Consider the following 16884-nt stretch of genomic DNA (forward strand, 5'->3'; position numbering starts at 1 on the left):
CCCCTACAATGCGGCATGACCGAGACTAACTTTCCTGTCGCGCGCTGGCTTGAAGACGGTGTTGAACACGCTGTCCGCTGGCGTTCCGAGGCGGCCTTGCCTCCCCCTGAATGCATCGTGCCGGGGGACGATACGATAACGGCCGATGCAGCCTACCGCCTTGCCGTTCAGGGAACGGCGATTCTCTGGCGGGGCGATTACCAGAACGCGCGTAATTTGCTGCAGGCGCTGGCCCGGCGGGCTGACCGCAAACCACGTGAAGGTGCAACCAAAAAGCCGCTGACGCTGGCCGAGGCATTTGAACAGCATCGGCAGAATCAGGGGCGGCGAGCCGCTATCCTGGCCTCCGTGCTGGTGCCTTTGCGGGCCGATTATTCAATTGCACTGCGCCGCGGGCAGGATGTGCGTGACGCTTGCCGCGCCGCATTGGGGCCGGAAAGCGGCGACTCGCTGATTTCCCTGCGTGGCTTGCTGGCGCTGGTCAGCGCCTGGGAGTGGCGCAAGAAAGGCGCGCTGGTGCCGGCGCTCGGGGCTCGGATTCATCCGCATTTCGGTGTTTTTTCGCCGGTGCGTGGCGAGTACGTCGACTTGCTGGCCAAAGCGCCACTGCCAGCCGGGTGTCAGCTGGCTTTCGATATTGGTACCGGCTCCGGTGTTCTGGCTTGCGTGCTTGCTCGTCGCGGCATTGCGCGCGTTGTCGCCACCGATATGGATGAGCGTGCGTTGGCCTGCGCCAGTGGAAATGCCCAAAATCTCGGGTTGACCGCAGCAGTCGAGGTGTTGAAGGCCGATCTTTTTCCGGCTGGACGTGCGCCGCTGATTGTCTGCAATCCGCCCTGGGTGCCGGCTCAGCCGAGTTCGCCGGTCGAGTATGCGGTTTACGATCCCGATTCGCAGATGTTGCGCGGTTTCCTGAATGGCTTGGCAGCGCATCTGGCGCCGGGCGGCGAGGGGTGGCTGATCATTTCCGATCTGGCGGAACACCTTGGCCTGCGTTCTCGCGAGCAGTTGCTGGGCTGGATTGCCGCCGCCGGGCTGAAAGTGCTCGGCCGCCTCGATACCCGCCCGAAGCACCCCAAGGCGCGCGACCCGAATGATCCTTTACATGCGGCTCGTGCAGCCGAGATTACTTCGCTGTGGCGGCTTGGTGCGGCATGATTTTGTGCTGGCGGGAATAAAAACAGCCCGCCTGCCGTTTATCCCGGTGTAGCCCCCAAAAACACACGGAGATGATCATGAACACGAAAAAACTGATGTGCGCCTTGTCCGTCCCGATCTGGTTGACGGCTTGCTCGGTTCTCGACGCTCGTCCTGGCGCGCCGGTGATGGTGGCCAATGGCGTGTTGACCGGCAGCACGGGCATGACGCTCTATACCTTCGATAAAGATCCGGTCGGGAGCGGCAAGTCGGTCTGCAACGGTCCCTGCGCCGGCAATTGGCCGCCGCTGTATGCGGCCGAAGGTGAAGTCGCCGGCGGTGACTACAGCCTGGTCAGTCGCGATGACGGAAAGAAACAGTGGGCCTTGAAAGGCAAGCCGCTGTACTACTGGGTCAAGGACCAGAAACCGGGTGATATGACCGGCGATGGCTTCAATAACGCCTGGCGTGTTGTCCGACCCTGAGTCGAATCTGTGGACAGCCGCGCGATCCTTACCGAACTGCCCCGTCTGCGCCGTTACGCACGGGCCATGTTGCACGATCGTGCGGCCGCCGATGATCTGGTGCAGGACACGCTGGAACGTGCCTGGTCGCGGTTGGCACAGTGGCGGGCCGGCAGTGATTTGCGAGCCTGGCTGTTCAGCATCATGCACAACTTGCGGGTCGATCAATTGCGCCGGCCCGCATTGCCGACCGATTCGATCGACGATGCCGCGCATGAGGTGGCGACGCGTCCGACCCAAACCGACAAACTTGAAGTGATGGATATTGCCGCGGCACTGCAACTGTTGCCTGACGAACAGCGTGAAATCTTGCTGCTCATCGCCCTGGAGGAGATGAGTTATGCCGAGATTTCGGCATCGCTGAATATTCCATTGGGCACGGTCATGTCGCGCTTGTCGCGCGGTCGCGAGCGCTTGCGTTTGCTGATGGCCGGCGATATGCCGGGAGGCGCCTTGAGGCTGGTGCGATGAAGACGGATTCAATACACGAAAGCGAAGTGCTCGCTTATGTCGACGGTGCTTTACCCGAGTCCCGGCGTCAGGCGGTCGAGGCTTATCTGGCGGCCAGTCCGGAGGAAGCGGAGCGTGTCCGGCTTTATCGGGCTCAGAACCAGGCGCTCAAGGCCTTGTTTGATCCGGTACTCGACGAGCCTGTGCCAGCACATTTGCGGGCATTGAGCGAGCCGGCGGTTGCTGCGGTCGACCTCGCCAAGCCCTCGTTTTTGACGCGCTGGTCGCTTGATCGCATCGCGGCCGGCTTGCTGATTGCTGCACTCGGCGGTCTCGGCGGCTGGCTGGGGCATGCCCAGTATCGGGCGACGGAATTGAGCGCCCAGGCGGTGCCGTTGCCACGTCAGGCGGCTGTTGCCCACGTTGTTTACAGCCCGGATGTGCGGCGTCCGGTCGAGGTTGCGGCGGAGCAGGAGGAGCAGCTGGTCAAGTGGCTGTCGAAGCGCTTGGGCAAGCCGGTCCAGCCCCCGAAGCTGGGCAACCTGGGGTACGAATTGATCGGTGGACGTCTGTTGCCGGGGAATAGCGGGCCGGTCGCCCAGTTCATGTATCAGGAGGCCAGCGGCCAGCGTCTGACCTTGTATGTCACGACCGAAAGCCAGGCCCGGCACGACACCGGTTTCCGCTTTGCCGAGGAGGGGGCGGTCAACGTCTTTTACTGGGTTGATGGGCAGTTCGGTTATGCCTTGTCGGGCGGGATTGCCAAGGGCGATCTGGCCCGCATTGCGACGGCTGTTTATGATCAGCTGGAGAAAAAATAGGGTTGCCGATGCGGGTGGTGGTTTTGGAGGTTGCAGCCCCGTTGACCGCAGCACTCTTTCAGCGTGGGCTCAGGCCGAGACGTCGGGTTTCCAGCGGCACCGGTTCGCGGCCAAGCCATTTCTGGTGAATCCGCCCGAAAGTCCCATCCTGCTTCATGTCGCGTAGCGTCTTTTCCCAGGCGTTGATTGTCTGGCTGTTGGTGCCGGGCGAGAAAGCCAGATAGAGCTCAAGGCTGTCGAGTGTCATCACCGGTTCGACATCGTCGATCGAATAGCCGGCCTCCTTGAGTATGGCTGGAATTGCCAGGCTGCCGTCGACCCACATTTCGACCCGTCCGCGCATCAGCATGTTGGCCGTGATTTGCGGTGTCGCAGCCAGCTCAATGGCCGTAAATCCCTGGATTTCCGCCGTTTTCGCGAAAATGCTGTGGCGGTAGGTGCTGATCGGCAGTTTGTGAATGGCATCGCCCTGGGCGATCAGTCGGGCGGCATTGCCCTTGCGCGTGAATACTTGTGTCTTGGCAATGGCAATCGGGCCAAGCAGAGTCATCAGTTTTTCCCGCTCATCACTGCGCCCGATCGTGAACAGCATGATATTGGGGGTTGAAAGGAGCAGTGAGTAAGCCCGGGCAAATGGCACGATGGCGATGGCTTGCGGATTGCCAAGGCGTGCTTGAATTGCGTTGACGACCTCGACAGCCATGCCGTCTGGCACTTTGTTGTTCGAAAATGTGATCGGTGGCCATTCCTCGCTCAGAATGGTCAGTTCGGTTGCCATGGCGCCGCTGATGCATGCCAGCGCCAGCGCAACAAAGGCCAGTTGCTTGCGGAAAGTGCAGAGAGCGGCAGAACGAGGTTTCAAGGTGCGAGCATCTGGTGCAATCGATTGCTCAATGTTGCACAAACAGCTTGCCAGGTCAAAGGGCTGTGTTGATTAATCGTTGCTGTGAATTGCCGGTTTGTCTGGCAGAAGGCGGGCTTCTTTCGCCGGTCGGCTATTATTCGCAACCTCAACTGTTCATGGGGGCCGCTTGTGCATTCGCTCAATCGCCATCAACCGATATTGCTCGGCATGCTGTGCATCGTATTGCTCGCACCCGGGGCGTGTGCCTTACGCCAGTCGTGGCATTGGGAAAAGGCCGGGGCCAGTAATGAGCTTTATGAGTTCGACTTGCAGCAATGCAAGGCCAAGACTTATGCCGGATCATCCGGTGCAGTGACCAACGAAACCGTGCGCCGCATGTTTTCCTGCATGGAAAGCCGGGGCTGGCGCAAGGTTCAGGACTAGGAACAGCCGCCGTATTTTCCTGATCGCCCTATGAAAAACCCCGGCATCATGGCCGGGGCTACAGTGTGCGACGTGTTGCGGTCGACGACCGCAGAAGCTGTATTTCAGGCGGCGCTGGCTTTGCGCAACAAGCCGTAAACCTCATCCTTGAGCGACAGCTTTTCCTTCTTCAGTACTTCGATTTCATCGTGCGTCGCCGGCTCCAGGCGAGCTTCCATATTCTTGATCTTCTGATCCAGCTCGTTGTGCTTGTCGAAGACGTTGAGGAAGTGGCGGTCAGTCGTCTTGAGTTGGGTAATCAGATCGCGGTATTCGGGAAACATGTTCTTACTCCAAAAGTGACTTCTTGATAACTTGCCACTCGATTGTACGAGCAATACATGAGTGATTCCAGTCTCTGACGGCTTGCGGACAGCAAAAAGCCACCCCGAAGGATGGCTTTTTGAACTTGGTGGGCCCGCACGGACTTGAACCGTGGACCAAAGGATTATGAGTTTGTGAAAATAACCAATTTAATCAATTGATTAGCTCGTCAATGCTCGCCAGGAACCGCCGAAAGGCGGGTTTTTTGTCACATTCTCCAATCAGCCAGGTGCTTTTAGTTTGTATGCCATATAATTTTGCGCAATAGCAGAGGAGTAGTTAATGGCACCCCCTATATTGCCTGCATCAAGTTGCCTTGCACCCATAAAATCAAGAGTGCTTGCCTATTTGATTGATTTATTGATCGGAATCGCTGCCTTATTTCTAGGTAGTCAAATTATTAAAACCTTAGATACTACAAATCTTCTATCCATTTTTGGTATCTTTGTAGCTATTGCGATAGTGCTAGGGGTGCCTGTTTATCAAGCTGTGTTGCTCTCATTGACAGGGCAGAGTATCGGGAAAAAAATGCTGAAGTTGCGAGTCGTAACTTTTCCCGAGGCAAGCAATTCAGGGTTCGCAAGGGCCGTTTTTAAGCGATGGTGGTTACCAAGCCTGCTCTATCTTATTCCTTATCTTGGCTGGGTATTTTGGATGGCTGATTGCCTTTTTATTTTTAATAAAAACCGTCGCTGCTTACATGACTTGGTTGCTGGCACAATGGTTGTTCAGCTTAATCCCCTCTCTGATACAAGCGTAAAATCTTCTGATACGCGCAACATTGAACCCGCTGAATAGTATTTTTGATGCCCGCTCAGGTTCAAAGTAGATCGAAATGTTTTTCGCTCGTTGCTTCGAAAAAAATGAATTTTGGTAAATTTTCATCTCATGATTTGCATCTATTTCTTGATTTGGCCGATGCATTTGATGTCGAGTTTTTTGAAGCTAGGGATGTCCTTTTCCAAGCGAAAGAGCGTCTCTTTGCCCCCGATTGTTTGAAGCCGGCTTGGAGTCATCTTTACGAGTTGCCCATCCTCCAGCATGCTACCCAAGGTGTCGAGCTATTGGGAGGTGTTGAATTTATTCGGCAGATTTCAAAATCGCAGAACCAAATTCAATTTATGCAAGATGCCATGAATGCATTTGATGTAAAGATGAATGCTTGGGAGCCAAATCTCGCCGAAAAGGAGGAAATTCGGAAGTCACTGGCAGCGATATTTGCGTTCAGCTATTCCCTCATGCTCTCTTTTCGTTCATTGAAGATTTTTGGTCTTTATCTGAATGATCTAGTAGCGATTGTTCGGGATGGCGGTAGTCGATCGGAAAAAGCTCTGCTGGCCGCAGTAAAAATTGACCAAACGATCTTGGCTTGCTCAACAATAAATGCCTATGTCAGCCAGAGAGTGCTTTTGAATGATGATCAATTCCTGAAAAGGTTAAGACGAGCTTTGGTAGGGAAACTAACCCTCCGGGAGCAAAAAAATTATCAGCAGATGCGTTTGACTCTCCAAGTCTTAAAGGAAGTCGGTGCCGACAAATTAAGTGCAAAGGATTTGTACCGTCTTTTCGTTGATGAGTTGGCGCTTGTAGCAAAGGATCGAAATGATGATGTTGGTGATGTGGAGGAGAACCTCCGTCAGTTTGCCTATCAGTTCATGAAGCAAAAGGCTGTTAGCTGAAAAATACGATTTTTGCTCACGGCGCATAGTCCCGTCGATCTACAAAATCCGTATCCGCTTCAGGGGCCATTTGGCACCTGGCAGTCCAAAAGGATACGGATATGTCACCGAAAAATTATCCTGGCAGTGATAGCCAGCCGCAGCACCAAGAACAACATTCGACCGCCACTTCACGCAGCCCCGCCCGCACCGCGCGCGAAGCGCGGGCGGACGGGGACCGTGAAGCGGCGGAACTTGCTTTTGAGGGTGCGCCCCCTAGTAACACAGCACCCTATAACTGCAATGATGGCTATTTCAAGGCTTTGCGCTGGGGGTAGATAGTCTTTATCTCTCCTATCCCGGCGAGCTCTCCCGAGAGTCGGATGTCCGCCTCAAGGAATTGAAGCAGCTCGCCCAGTCACCTGAACCCGGTAGCGTATCCAAGGCCCAGCTGTCACTTGGAAATCACATTTTCGAAGTGAAGGAAAGAGGCGCTTCGCTCTTTCCTTACATCCTCGAAGATGCTGCTTTTCGCATTCAGCTCTCCCGGCCCGGCCATAAAGCCCCAATGGCCTACGTCAAGGTATCGGCGGTGTATCTCGCGCATGTCGGACCTGTTGAAGCCGAAAAGCATCTTTACGAGTTGCTGTCCCAATTGGGGGAGGTCAAGGAATCGGCCAACGTCAGTCGGATCGACTTGTTTGTCGATTTTCAGACCTCGGTAAACATGGAAAGTTGGGATCGCCATGCCTGGGTGACGCGGGCGTCTTCGATCAATGCCTATGCCGTGTCCGGGAACTTCTCTGGGTGGTCCGTAGGTTTGGGCGGAGTGATCTCAGCTCGCCTCTATAACAAGCTGTTGGAAATTATCGTCAGCGGCAAGGATTGGATTCTTCCTCTGTGGCAGAAAGCCGGATGGAACGGCCAAGGCGTGATCTGGCGGCTTGAGTTCGAGTTGAAGCGAGAAGTTCTGACTCAGAAGAACCTTTCTAAACTCTATGAAGTGCTCAATCATCTGAATGGCCTGTGGAGCTATTCCACTACCGAATGGCTGCGCCTTACGTTGCCCAGCGATGAGGACAAGACCCGTTCCCGCTGGCCGACTCATCCGCTGTGGGATTGGCTGTCGTCGGTGGATTGGGAAGGCAAAGGGGGGCCGCTTAGCAAGCGCTTCAGTCCCGCCCGTAGCCCCAACGACCACAAACTTTTCCAGATTGCCTACAGCGCCATTCTTTCCTACATGGCTAAGCATGGTTTTCCGGCGGGGGAGTTGTATGAAGGGGCAGAAGATTTCCTAGCAAATGCCTATGCCTATCACGAGCAGAAAGCCTATGAGCTGGGGCTGTCTTTCGATGCCTTCATTGCCGAAAAGCTCGCCCTGAAGCATCGCCAGTACAACACGGCCATCAACGACCCGGAACAGGAAGCAAAACGCCAAGCTAAGGAGCTGGAAGAGCAGGCAAGGGCATACCGCAAGGCTTCGGGGAACTGATATGGACGACAACGGCCTGCCTTTGCCTGCAGCTCGGTGTCTGTCCAAGGAACAGGCGGCGGCGTATCTCGGCATCGGGATTACGCTGCTCACCGAATTGAATGTCCCGGCCATCAAGCTGGGGCGGCGTTGTGTTTATGACAAGCTTGACTTGGATGGCTGGCTTGACGAGTATAAACAGCGCGAGCATTGGCGGGCCGGAAAGGAGAAAACCTTATGGCCCGTGAAAACGGAGTCTATCGGCGACCAGATTCAAAGTTCTGGTGGATTTCAGCAACGCTCCCGGATGGAACTCGAATACGCCAAAGCGCTGGGACTGACAACCAAGAACAAGCCGAAGCCTACTTAGCCAAGCTTGTGCACGATGCCTACATGGCCTCGTATTTGGGGATCAAGCCTAAACGCTCCTGGAAAGAGGCGGTCGTTCGATTTCTTCAGGTGAAAGCAACGCTTCGAGATATCAAGCAGTATCAAGGGAACTGTCGGCGCTTGGATGCCTACCTGGGCGACAAGCTGTTGAACGACATTAACGGCGATACGGTTTGGGCGGTGGTGCAAGGGGAGATGGCCCAAGGCAAGGCAATTGCTACGGTCAATCGCCACTTGGCCTTGATGCGAGCCATTCTCCGCATGGCGCGGGATGAATGGCAATGGATCGACTGCATCCCGAAGATTCGGCTATTACCCGGAGAGGTTGAGCGGGATCGCTGGCTGAACAGGGAAGAGGCAGACAGGCTGATTGCGGCTTGTGCGCCTCATTTGGCGGCATTGGTTCGCTATGCCCTGGCAACAGGGTGTCGTGCACGCGAGATTGCCGGACTGGAGTGGAATCGAGTGGATTTGGCCCGGCATACCGCTTGGCTAAACCAAACCAAGAATGGCACGCCGCGAGGTGTCCCGTTGAATAGTGATGCAATGGCCGTGCTGGAAGAGCAGATCGGCAAGCATCCGCAATATTGCTTTACGTACCGGGGGAAACCCATTCGTTGGGAATTGACCAATACCGGGTGGCACAAAGCGTTAGCAAGGGCGGGGCTGGTCGATCTTCGATTCCATGATCTGCGGCATACCTGGGCCTCTTGGCATCGGCAGGCGGGAACCTCCTGCGACGAGCTGAAAGACTTGGGAGGATGGAAATCGCGGCAAATGGTTGATCGCTACGCCAAGTACTCTACGGAGCACCTGTCGGCAGCGGCTTCTCGGATCGAGAATGGCCGGGGTGGCAACGTGATAGAGATGTCACGTTTCTGTCACGGAAAGACCAGAGCCGCCTAGTGGCGGCTCGTAAGTCTTTGGTTTTATTGGTGGGCCCGCACGGACTTGAACCGTGGACCAAAGGATTATGAGTCCTCTGCTCTAACCAACTGAGCTACGGGCCCGAAAAAGCTTAGTTGCCGTTGCTGTCGATGAAGCTGCGCAGCTTGTCGGAACGGCTCGGGTGACGCAGCTTGCGCAGGGCCTTGGCTTCGATCTGGCGGATACGTTCGCGGGTAACGTCGAATTGCTTGCCGACTTCTTCCAGCGTGTGGTCGGTATTCATTTCGATACCGAAACGCATGCGCAGGACCTTGGCTTCCCTCGTGGTCAGCGTGTCCAGGATTTCCTTGGTTACGCCGCGCAGGCTGGAGTACATCGCTGCGTCAGCCGGGGCCAGGGTGGTCTGGTCTTCGATGAAATCACCGAGGTGGGAGTCGTCGTCGTCGCCGATCGGGGTTTCCATGGAGATGGGCTCCTTGGAAATCTTCATGATCTTGCGGATCTTGTCTTCCGGCATGTCCATCTTCTTGGCCAGCGTTGCCGGGTCAGGTTCGGCACCCGTTTCCTGCAGAATCTGGCGGCTGATCCGGTTCATCTTGTTGATCGTTTCGATCATGTGAACCGGGATGCGGATGGTACGTGCCTGGTCGGCGATCGAGCGGGTGATGGCCTGACGAATCCACCACGTGGCGTAGGTCGAGAACTTGTAGCCGCGACGGTATTCGAACTTGTCTACCGCCTTCATCAGACCGATGTTGCCTTCCTGGATCAGGTCGAGGAACTGCAGGCCGCGGTTGGTGTACTTCTTGGCGATCGAGATGACCAGACGCAGGTTGGCCTCGGTCATTTCGCGCTTGGCGCGACGGGCCTTGGCTTCGCCGGTGGACATCTGCTTGTTGATGTCCTTCAGGTCCTTGAGCGGAATGCCGGTGCGGTCCTGGAGGGCGATCAGCTTCTTCTGTTCTTCCTTGATGGCCGGGCCGTTGCGGGTCAGGATGGCGACGTAGGTCTTGGGGGCGGCGGCGATTTCTGCGTCGGCCCATTCAAGATTGACTTCGTTGCCCGGGAAGGACTGGATGAAGTGCGGACGCGGCATCTTGACGCGGTCGACGCAGATTTGCTGGATTTTTCGCTCGGAGCTGCGGATCAGTTCAACCATGCCGCGTACGCTGTCACACAGGCGCTCGATGGTGCGCGAGGTGAAGCGGATGTTCATCAGCTCGTCGGAGATCTGCTGTTGCAGCTTGAGGTAGGCCTTGTCCTGCGAGCCTTTGCTCGACAGCGCCTTCTGCATCTTGACGTGAAGTGCGCGGATGGTCGCGAAGCGCTCCAGGGCGTCAACCTTCAGTTGCAGCAGCGAAGCGGAAACGGCTGCGCCGCCGGCGTCGCCGTCAGCGTCGTCGTCGGCATCCTCGTCTTCCTCTTCCTCTTCTTCGGGAAGATCGGCTTGCGGTGCGGCTTCGACAGCGTTCGGGTCGATCAGGCCATCGATCAGTTCGTCGATGCGCATTTCGTCGGCTTCGACCTTGGCAACCGTTTCGAGAATGTCGTCAATCGTGGTCGGGCAGGCGGAAATTGCCTGGACCATGTGCTTGAGGCCTTCTTCGATGCGCTTGGCGATCTCGATTTCGCCTTCGCGGGTCAGCAGCTCGACCGTGCCCATTTCACGCATGTACATGCGGACCGGGTCGGTGGTGCGGCCGAATTCGGAATCGACGGTGGACAGCGCCTGTTCGGCCTGGGCTTCGACTTCTTCGTCATCCGTCGCGGCGGCGGCGGTGTCCGACATCAGCAGGTCTTCGGCAGCCGGGGCTTCGTCGAAAACCTGGATGCTCATTTCGCTGAAAGTCGAAATGATGGCTTCGATACTTTCGGCATCGACCACATCATCCGGCAGATGGTCGTTGATTTCGGCGTAGGTCAGGTAACCGCGCTCCTTGCCGAGCTTGATCAGGCTCTTGAGGCGCATCTTGCGCGCTTCGGCGTCGAGCGGTTCCGGAGTTTCTGCCATTGCGCCTTCGAGCAGCGCCTTTTCGGCGGCCTTCTCCTTGGCTTTGCTGGTGCGAGCCTTGGGGGCTTCCTTAGCAGTATCTTTTGCCTTGGCCATGAACACGATCCCTTGAATTGCGGAAAACCTCAAATTCTACCATAACTTAGCCACGATTTCCCCGTTTGGCGAGGAGCTGTATGTAGGCCAGCTTCTCTTCCGGGGTCAGGCCGGCGACGCCCAGTCTCTGGGCTTTTATTTGCAGTTCGTCAAAGACTTTTTTCTGCCCGCCGGCCTGAAGCTTTTCCAGCGTGTCGCGGAACTCTGCGGCGGACTCTGCTTCGTCCGATGGCAAGCCGAGAAGTTCCGCCGCGGCTGCTTCAATCAGGCTTTCTTCCGGCAGGCCGCGCAGGCGTTCGCGCAATGAGGCGTAAGTACTTGCTTCCGGATTGGTGCTGACCAGTTCGTGCAGCCGGACAAGAGCGGGGCGTTCAGGTGTGTCGGGCAGCAGGTCGATCGGCACTTGTGCGGCGAGCTTGGGTTTATGCAAGACAAGGCGCAGCAGGTTGCGGGTCAGCGAGGGGGCGGTGCGCTTGGCACGCGCCGGGGCAGCAGGCGTATAGGATTTCAGCTCGCACAGGCGTTCGACTTCGCTCTGGGCAAAACCGCTGGCTTCGGCCAGGCGCTTGACCAGTTGCAGGCGGAGCAACGGCGTCGGCAGCTTGAGCAGCAGGGGCTTGGCTTCGTAGATCAGTTGCGCCTTGCCTTCCGAACTGGTCAGGTCGCAGCGCTGGGCCAGTTCGCGCAGCAGGAAGTCGGAGAGTGGCATGGCCTGGACGACCAGCTTGTCGAACTCGGCTTTGCCGTGGGCGCGGATGTAGCTGTCCGGGTCGTCTTCCTGCGGCAGGAAAATGAAACCGAGGCGTTTGTTGTCGGCCAGTGCCTCAAGCGAATTTTCCAGCGCACGCCAGGCGGCCTTGCGGCCGGCATTGTCGCCGTCGAAGCAGAAAACGATGCGGTCGACCTGCTTGAGCAGTTTGCTGACGTGTGTCGCCGTGGTTGCCGTGCCGAGCGTGGCGACGGCGTTGCCGACACCATTCTGGGCCAGCGCGATGACGTCCATGTAGCCTTCGGTGACGATGGCCGTGTCTGTTTCACGCAGCGCTTGGCGAGCTTGCGGCAGGCCGAACAATTCGCGCCCTTTTTCGAACAGCGGCGTTTCCGGTGAGTTGAGGTATTTCGGTTCGCCCTGGTCGATGACGCGTCCGCCAAAGGCGATGATGTCGCCCTTTTGATTGATGATCGGGATCATCAATCGATCGCGGAAGCGGTCGTAACGACGGCCGGCTTCATTCTCGATCACCAGGCCGGCGACTTTCAGTTCGTCGGCGTTGTAGTCCGGGAAGATTTCCTGCAGATTTTGCCAGCCATCAGGGGCGTAGCCCATGCCGTAGCGGGCAGCCACTTCCCCGGTCAACCCGCGTTTTTTGCAATATTCGATGGCCTTGGGCGAGCGCTTGAGCTGGTCTTTGTAGTACTGGGCGGCGCGCGCCATGATTTCGATCAGCGTTCGCGTCTGCCCCGGCTTTTCGTCGCTGAAGCCGCGGTTGTCGCTTTCCGGCACCTGCATGCCGGCGCGGCTGGCCAACTCCTTGATCGCGTCGACGAAACCCATGCCCTGGTATTCCATGACAAAGCTGATCGCCGTGCCGTGGGCGCCGCAGCCGAAGCAGTGATAGAACTGCTTGGTCGGACTGACGGTGAACGAGGGGGACTTTTCGTTATGGAACGGACAGCAGGCAGCGTAATTGGCGCCCGCTTTTTTGAGCGGCACATAGCCATCGACCAGGTCGACAATGTCGACCCGGGCGAGTAAATCCTGAATGAATGAATCAGGGATCAAGGTGCTTTAGCCAGCCAGCGCAGCCTTGACCAGTTTCGACACTTCAGCCATGTCGGCCTTGCCGGCCAGCATCGGCTTGAGTACGGCCATCAGCTTGCCCATGTCGGCTGGGCCCTTGGCGCCGGTTTCGGCGACGGCGGCGGCAACGGCGGCAGCCATTTCATCGGCGCCCATTTTTTCCGGCAAATACACGGCCAGCACGCCGATTTCGAATTTCTCGGCATCGGCCAGTTCCTGGCGGCCGGCGGCTTCGTATTGAGTGACGCTGTCCTTGCGCTGCTTGGTCAGCTTGTCGATGACGGCGATGACGGCCGTGTCGTCCAGTTCGACGCGCTCGTCGACTTCTTTTTGCTTGATGGCAGCAAGCAGCAGGCGAATGGCCGAGAGCTTGGCTGCTTCCTTGGCCTTCATGGCCGCTTTCATGTCTTCCGAGATACGTGCTTTGAGGCTCATGGTGTTTTCATCAGGAGAAATGCTGTGGAAAAAAGACAAAGCCGCCAGCTTTTGAGGGCGGGCGGCTTTTATTCTGCGGCGAAATGTACTGGATTAGTACAGTTTCGGCGGCAGGGTCAGGCTACGGAGGCGCTTGTGCTGGCGTTTGACGGCAGCGGCAGCCTTGCGCTTGCGTTCGGTCGTGGGCTTTTCGTAAAACTCACGGGCACGCAGCTCGGTCAGGAGACCAGTCTTCTCAACCGTGCGCTTGAAGCGGCGGATAGCAACTTCGAACGGCTCATTTTCCTTGACACGAATGTTCGGCATATAAATCACCCCCTTCCGTAAGGCGCCTGCCAGGTCAAGTAAAAGGCAGTGCGCGCAAATTTTGTTTCCGCATGCTTGCGGGTAGCCGACCAGTATATTGCAAAAAACCTTTTAGTTCCAAGTGTTAAAATCGATGCCATGCTGATCCTTGGTATTGAATCCTCCTGCGACGAAACCGGCATTGCGCTCTACGACAGCGAAGCCGGCTTGTTGTCGCACGCTCTCCACTCGCAGGTCGCCATGCACGCCGAGTACGGCGGAGTTGTTCCCGAGCTGGCTTCACGTGACCACATTCGCCGCGTCGTTCCCTTGCTGCACGAAGCCCTGGCCCGTGCCGGACGCAGTCTCGACGCGGTCGATGCCGTGGCTTATACACGTGGTCCGGGGCTGTCCGGCGCACTGCTGGTCGGCTGTGCCTTTGCCGAAGCGCTGGCGCTGGCGATTGATAAACCGACCATTCCGGTGCATCACCTCGAAGGGCATTTGCTGTCACCGCTGCTGTCCAGCACCCCGCCGACCTTCCCGTTCGTCGCCTTGCTGGTTTCCGGCGGACACACACAGTTGATGAAGGTAACCGGTGTCGGTGAATACGAATTGCTTGGCGAAACGTTGGATGACGCCGCCGGCGAGGCTTTCGACAAAAGTGCCAAACTGCTCGGGTTGCCTTATCCTGGTGGTTCCTTGCTGTCGAAACTGGCTGAGCAGGGTGATCCGGAAAAGTACAAGCTACCTCGGCCGATGCTGCATTCCGGCGATCTCAGCTTCAGTTTTTCCGGCCTGAAAACAGCGGTCTTGACGCTGGTTCGTGAGCAGCCGCAGCCGCTCAGCGATGCGTTCAGGAAAGATGCTGCCCGGGCTTTTCAGAAGGCCATTGTTGAGGTGCTGGTCAAGAAGTCGCTCAAGGCGATGAAGCAGACCGGCCTCAAACAGTTGGTCGTGGCGGGGGGCGTGGGAGCCAACAAGCAATTGCGGTCGACCCTCGATGACGAGGCAAAACGAAAGCGTTTCCGTGTCTATTATCCGGAGCTGGAGTTTTGTACCGATAACGGCGCGATGATTGCCCTGGCGGGTTGTTTGCGTCTGCAGTCGGGAGCCTTGGCGAAACCGGCGGGTTCCTTTGCCGTTCAGCCGCGCTGGCCATTGATGGATATTTCGACTCAGGGCAACGGATAGTCGTTGATCGTTAAAGGGCTGTCACCAGGGAACCAGGAAGACGGCAGGCAGAATGCATCAGCCAGGGTTTAAATTTAACAGGCCGTAATCAATTCACTATGCTATGATTTGCAGCATTGGTTGCGAACGCACCAAACCGAACTCACCGAGGTGGGGGAGGAGACAACCCGAATAAAAAAACAAAGCCCGCTCAGACGGGCTTGTTTTTTGCCCGCAAAATCAGCGGCGCCAAGTCGGGGCAGCCTGTATTCAGTGCAAATTCAGGACAAAAAAAGCCCGCACAAGGCGGGCTTAAATCCATTTCTTGGAGGAGATGGAGGAGACAGATTCCATTCTGCCAAAAAACTTGCTGCATTGCAGCAATTTATTTGTATCGTTCTGTAACAAGCCTCGTTATTTTGCGTTGATGGATTTTGTTTGATTAATAATCAATGGCTTGTGTTTAGATCGCAATCCCCAGTGCTTTGGCGACACCGGCACCGTAAGCTGCATCGGCACGCGAGCAGTTGCAGATATGGCGGCGTTTGATTTCGTCCGGCGCATCGCCCATGGCACGAGCGGTGTTGTCGAACAGAATCTGCTGCTGGGCCGGCGTCATCAGACGGAAGAGGGCGCCGGGTTGTGAGTAGTAGTCGGTGTCTTCCCGATGATTCCAGTGATCGGCCATGCCTTCGATCGACAGCGGCGGTTCGCGGAAATCGGGTTGTTCCTGCCATTGACCCGCACTGTTCGGCTCATAACCGAGCGTGGCGCCGTGGTTGCCATCGATGCGCATGGCGCCGTCGCGGTGATAGCTGTGCACCGGGCAGCGCGGGGCATTGACCGGAATCTGGTGGTGATTGACGCCGAGCCGGTAGCGTTGTGCATCGCCGTAGGAGAACAGCCGTGCCTGCAGCATCTTGTCCGGCGAAAAGCTGATGCCGGGAACGACGGCTGCCGGGTTGAACGCTGATTGCTCGACTTCCGCGAAGAAGTTTTCCGGGTTGCGGTTCAACTCGAACTGGCCGACTTCGATCAAGGGGTAATCCTTGTGCGGCCAGATCTTGGTCAGGTCGAACGGGTTGTAGGGCACTTTCGATGCATCGGCTTCCGGCATGACCTGGATGAACATCGTCCATTTCGGGTGATCGCCCCGGTCGATGGCTTCAAGCAAGTCGCGCTGATGCGATTCGCGGTCCCGGCCAATGATGTCCGTTGCTTCGGCATCGCTCAGATTCTTGATGCCTTGCTGGCTGCGGAAATGGAATTTGACCCAAAAACGTTCGTTGACCGCGTTAATCAGGCTGAAAGTGTGTGAGCCGAAACCATGCATGTGGCGATAGCTGGCGGGGATGCCGCGGTCGGACATGACGATGGTGACCTGGTGCAGCGCTTCCGGCAGCGAAGTCCAGAAATCCCAGTTGTTCTTGGCCGAACGCATGTTGGTGCGCGGATCGCGTTTGACGGCGTGGTTGAGATCCGGGAATTTCAGCGGGTCGCGCAGGAAGAAGACCGGGGTGTTGTTGCCGACCATGTCCCAGTTGCCTTCCTCGGTATAGAACTTGAGCGCGAAGCCGCGGATGTCGCGCTCCGCATCCGCCGCGCCGCGTTCGCCGGCAACGGTGGTGAAGCGTGCAAACAGCGGTGTCTGCTTGCCGATCTGGCTGAACAGCTTGGCACGCGTGTATTGCGTGATGTCGTGGGTGACGGTGAAGGTGCCGTAGGCGCCCGATCCCTTGGCATGCATGCGACGCTCCGGGATGACCTCGCGGTCGAAGTGGGCAAGCTTTTCAAGCAGCCAGACATCCTGCAGTAAAACCGGGCCGCGTGGGCCGGCGGTCATCGTGTTCTGGTTGTCGACCACCGGGCAGCCGGCGGCAGTAGTCAGTTTTTTGCCGTTCATGGAGATAGCTCCTTCGTTAGTTTGCTAATGGACGATTCAAAAGTTGTCGGGCAGGTTGGCCAGAACGTCGATGCAGGAATCCCATGCGACCAGTTCATCAAACCAGCGATCAATGAAGCGGGAAATCATGCCTTGCCTCCTCTGTCTCAAAGCAGGTCGTGCTGACCTGATGAAGGCAGTGTAGGTAGCG

18 protein-coding genes and 1 tRNA gene are annotated in these 16884 nt (G+C 57.0%); 11 read left to right on the forward strand and 8 right to left on the reverse strand.

The features are described from left to right. The first annotated feature begins 15 nt into the window (after positions 1–15). The 4 genes from GBK02_RS04615 to GBK02_RS04630 all read left to right on the forward strand — a co-directional run bounded on the left by GBK02_RS04615 (position 16) and on the right by GBK02_RS04630 (position 2932). Positions 16–1158 carry a class I SAM-dependent methyltransferase gene (locus GBK02_RS04615; protein ID WP_203468577.1) on the forward strand — a complete coding sequence of 381 codons (1143 nt, stop codon included), beginning with the start codon at positions 16–18 and terminating at the stop codon, positions 1156–1158. A gap of 77 nt (positions 1159–1235) precedes the next feature. Further along, positions 1236–1622, forward strand: a complete 387-nt coding sequence (locus tag GBK02_RS04620) for a hypothetical protein (protein WP_203468578.1) — start codon at positions 1236–1238, stop codon at positions 1620–1622. 9 nt (positions 1623–1631) lie between these two features. Further along, entirely contained in the window at positions 1632–2132 is a 501-nt protein-coding gene (locus GBK02_RS04625; protein ID WP_203468579.1) for an RNA polymerase sigma factor, read from the forward strand. Then, positions 2129–2932, forward strand: a complete 804-nt coding sequence (locus GBK02_RS04630) for an anti-sigma factor (RefSeq protein ID WP_203468580.1) — start codon at positions 2129–2131, stop codon at positions 2930–2932. Before GBK02_RS04625 ends, GBK02_RS04630 begins: the two co-directional genes overlap by 4 nt. A 58-nt stretch (positions 2933–2990) precedes the next feature. On the opposite strand, the gene GBK02_RS04635 is transcribed toward GBK02_RS04630, so the two are convergent. Further along, entirely contained in the window at positions 2991–3794 is an 804-nt protein-coding gene (locus GBK02_RS04635) for an ABC transporter substrate-binding protein (RefSeq protein WP_203468581.1), read from the reverse strand. A 171-nt stretch (positions 3795–3965) separates the two neighbouring features. Here GBK02_RS04635 and GBK02_RS04640 point away from each other — a divergent pair, with 171 nt between their 5' ends. Next, positions 3966–4220 carry a hypothetical protein gene (locus GBK02_RS04640; protein WP_203468582.1) on the forward strand — a complete coding sequence of 85 codons (255 nt, stop codon included), beginning with the start codon at positions 3966–3968 and terminating at the stop codon, positions 4218–4220. Between the two features lie 104 nt (positions 4221–4324). On the opposite strand, the gene GBK02_RS04645 is transcribed toward GBK02_RS04640, so the two are convergent. Further along, positions 4325–4543: a YdcH family protein gene (locus tag GBK02_RS04645; protein ID WP_203468583.1), complete on the reverse strand. Its 219-nt coding sequence runs from the start codon at positions 4541–4543 to the stop codon at positions 4325–4327. A 322-nt stretch (positions 4544–4865) separates the two neighbouring features. Here GBK02_RS04645 and GBK02_RS04650 point away from each other — a divergent pair, with 322 nt between their 5' ends. The 5 genes from GBK02_RS04650 (at position 4866) to GBK02_RS04670 (ending at position 9008) form a co-directional block, all read left to right on the forward strand. Further along, entirely contained in the window at positions 4866–5381 is a 516-nt protein-coding gene (locus GBK02_RS04650; RefSeq protein ID WP_203468584.1) for an RDD family protein, read from the forward strand. Between the two features lie 65 nt (positions 5382–5446). After that, positions 5447–6262 (forward strand): hypothetical protein, encoded by an 816-nt coding sequence (locus GBK02_RS04655; RefSeq protein WP_203468585.1) that lies wholly within the window; start codon positions 5447–5449, stop codon positions 6260–6262. Between the two features lie 379 nt (positions 6263–6641). Continuing rightward, positions 6642–7733, forward strand: a complete 1092-nt coding sequence (locus GBK02_RS04660; RefSeq protein WP_203468586.1) for a replication initiation factor — start codon at positions 6642–6644, stop codon at positions 7731–7733. A 1-nt stretch (position 7734) separates the two neighbouring features. Next, the gene (locus GBK02_RS04665) at positions 7735–8082 is read left to right on the forward strand and encodes a hypothetical protein (protein ID WP_203468587.1); all 348 of its coding nucleotides are present in this window, start codon (positions 7735–7737) and stop codon (positions 8080–8082) included. Positions 8083–8105: 23 nt separating this feature from the next. Continuing rightward, entirely contained in the window at positions 8106–9008 is a 903-nt protein-coding gene (locus GBK02_RS04670) for a site-specific integrase (protein WP_203468588.1), read from the forward strand. Positions 9009–9035: 27 nt separating this feature from the next. Here the strand turns inward: GBK02_RS04670 and GBK02_RS04675 are convergent. The 5 genes from GBK02_RS04675 to rpsU all read right to left on the reverse strand — a co-directional run bounded on the left by GBK02_RS04675 (position 9036) and on the right by rpsU (position 13639). Then, a tRNA-Ile gene (locus tag GBK02_RS04675) sits at positions 9036–9112 on the reverse strand. A gap of 8 nt (positions 9113–9120) precedes the next feature. Further along, entirely contained in the window at positions 9121–11097 is a 1977-nt protein-coding gene (gene rpoD / locus GBK02_RS04680; RefSeq protein ID WP_371810505.1) for an RNA polymerase sigma factor RpoD, read from the reverse strand. 46 nt (positions 11098–11143) lie between these two features. Continuing rightward, positions 11144–12880, reverse strand: a complete 1737-nt coding sequence (gene dnaG, locus GBK02_RS04685) for a DNA primase (RefSeq protein ID WP_203468590.1) — start codon at positions 12878–12880, stop codon at positions 11144–11146. A gap of 6 nt (positions 12881–12886) precedes the next feature. Next, entirely contained in the window at positions 12887–13333 is a 447-nt protein-coding gene (locus GBK02_RS04690) for a GatB/YqeY domain-containing protein (protein ID WP_203468591.1), read from the reverse strand. A gap of 93 nt (positions 13334–13426) precedes the next feature. Then, entirely contained in the window at positions 13427–13639 is a 213-nt protein-coding gene (gene rpsU / locus GBK02_RS04695; RefSeq protein ID WP_011286295.1) for a 30S ribosomal protein S21, read from the reverse strand. Between the two features lie 138 nt (positions 13640–13777). Between rpsU and tsaD the strand changes: the two genes are divergently transcribed. Next, positions 13778–14812: a tRNA (adenosine(37)-N6)-threonylcarbamoyltransferase complex transferase subunit TsaD gene (tsaD, locus tag GBK02_RS04700; protein WP_203468592.1), complete on the forward strand. Its 1035-nt coding sequence runs from the start codon at positions 13778–13780 to the stop codon at positions 14810–14812. Positions 14813–15254: 442 nt separating this feature from the next. Here the strand turns inward: tsaD and GBK02_RS04705 are convergent, their stop codons facing one another. Further along, entirely contained in the window at positions 15255–16694 is a 1440-nt protein-coding gene (locus GBK02_RS04705; RefSeq protein WP_203468593.1) for a catalase, read from the reverse strand. Positions 16695–16884: the final 190 nt, after the last annotated feature.

The sequence above is a fragment of the Dechloromonas sp. TW-R-39-2 genome (assembly GCF_016864195.1).
Classification (GTDB): Bacteria; Pseudomonadota; Gammaproteobacteria; order Burkholderiales; family Rhodocyclaceae; genus Azonexus.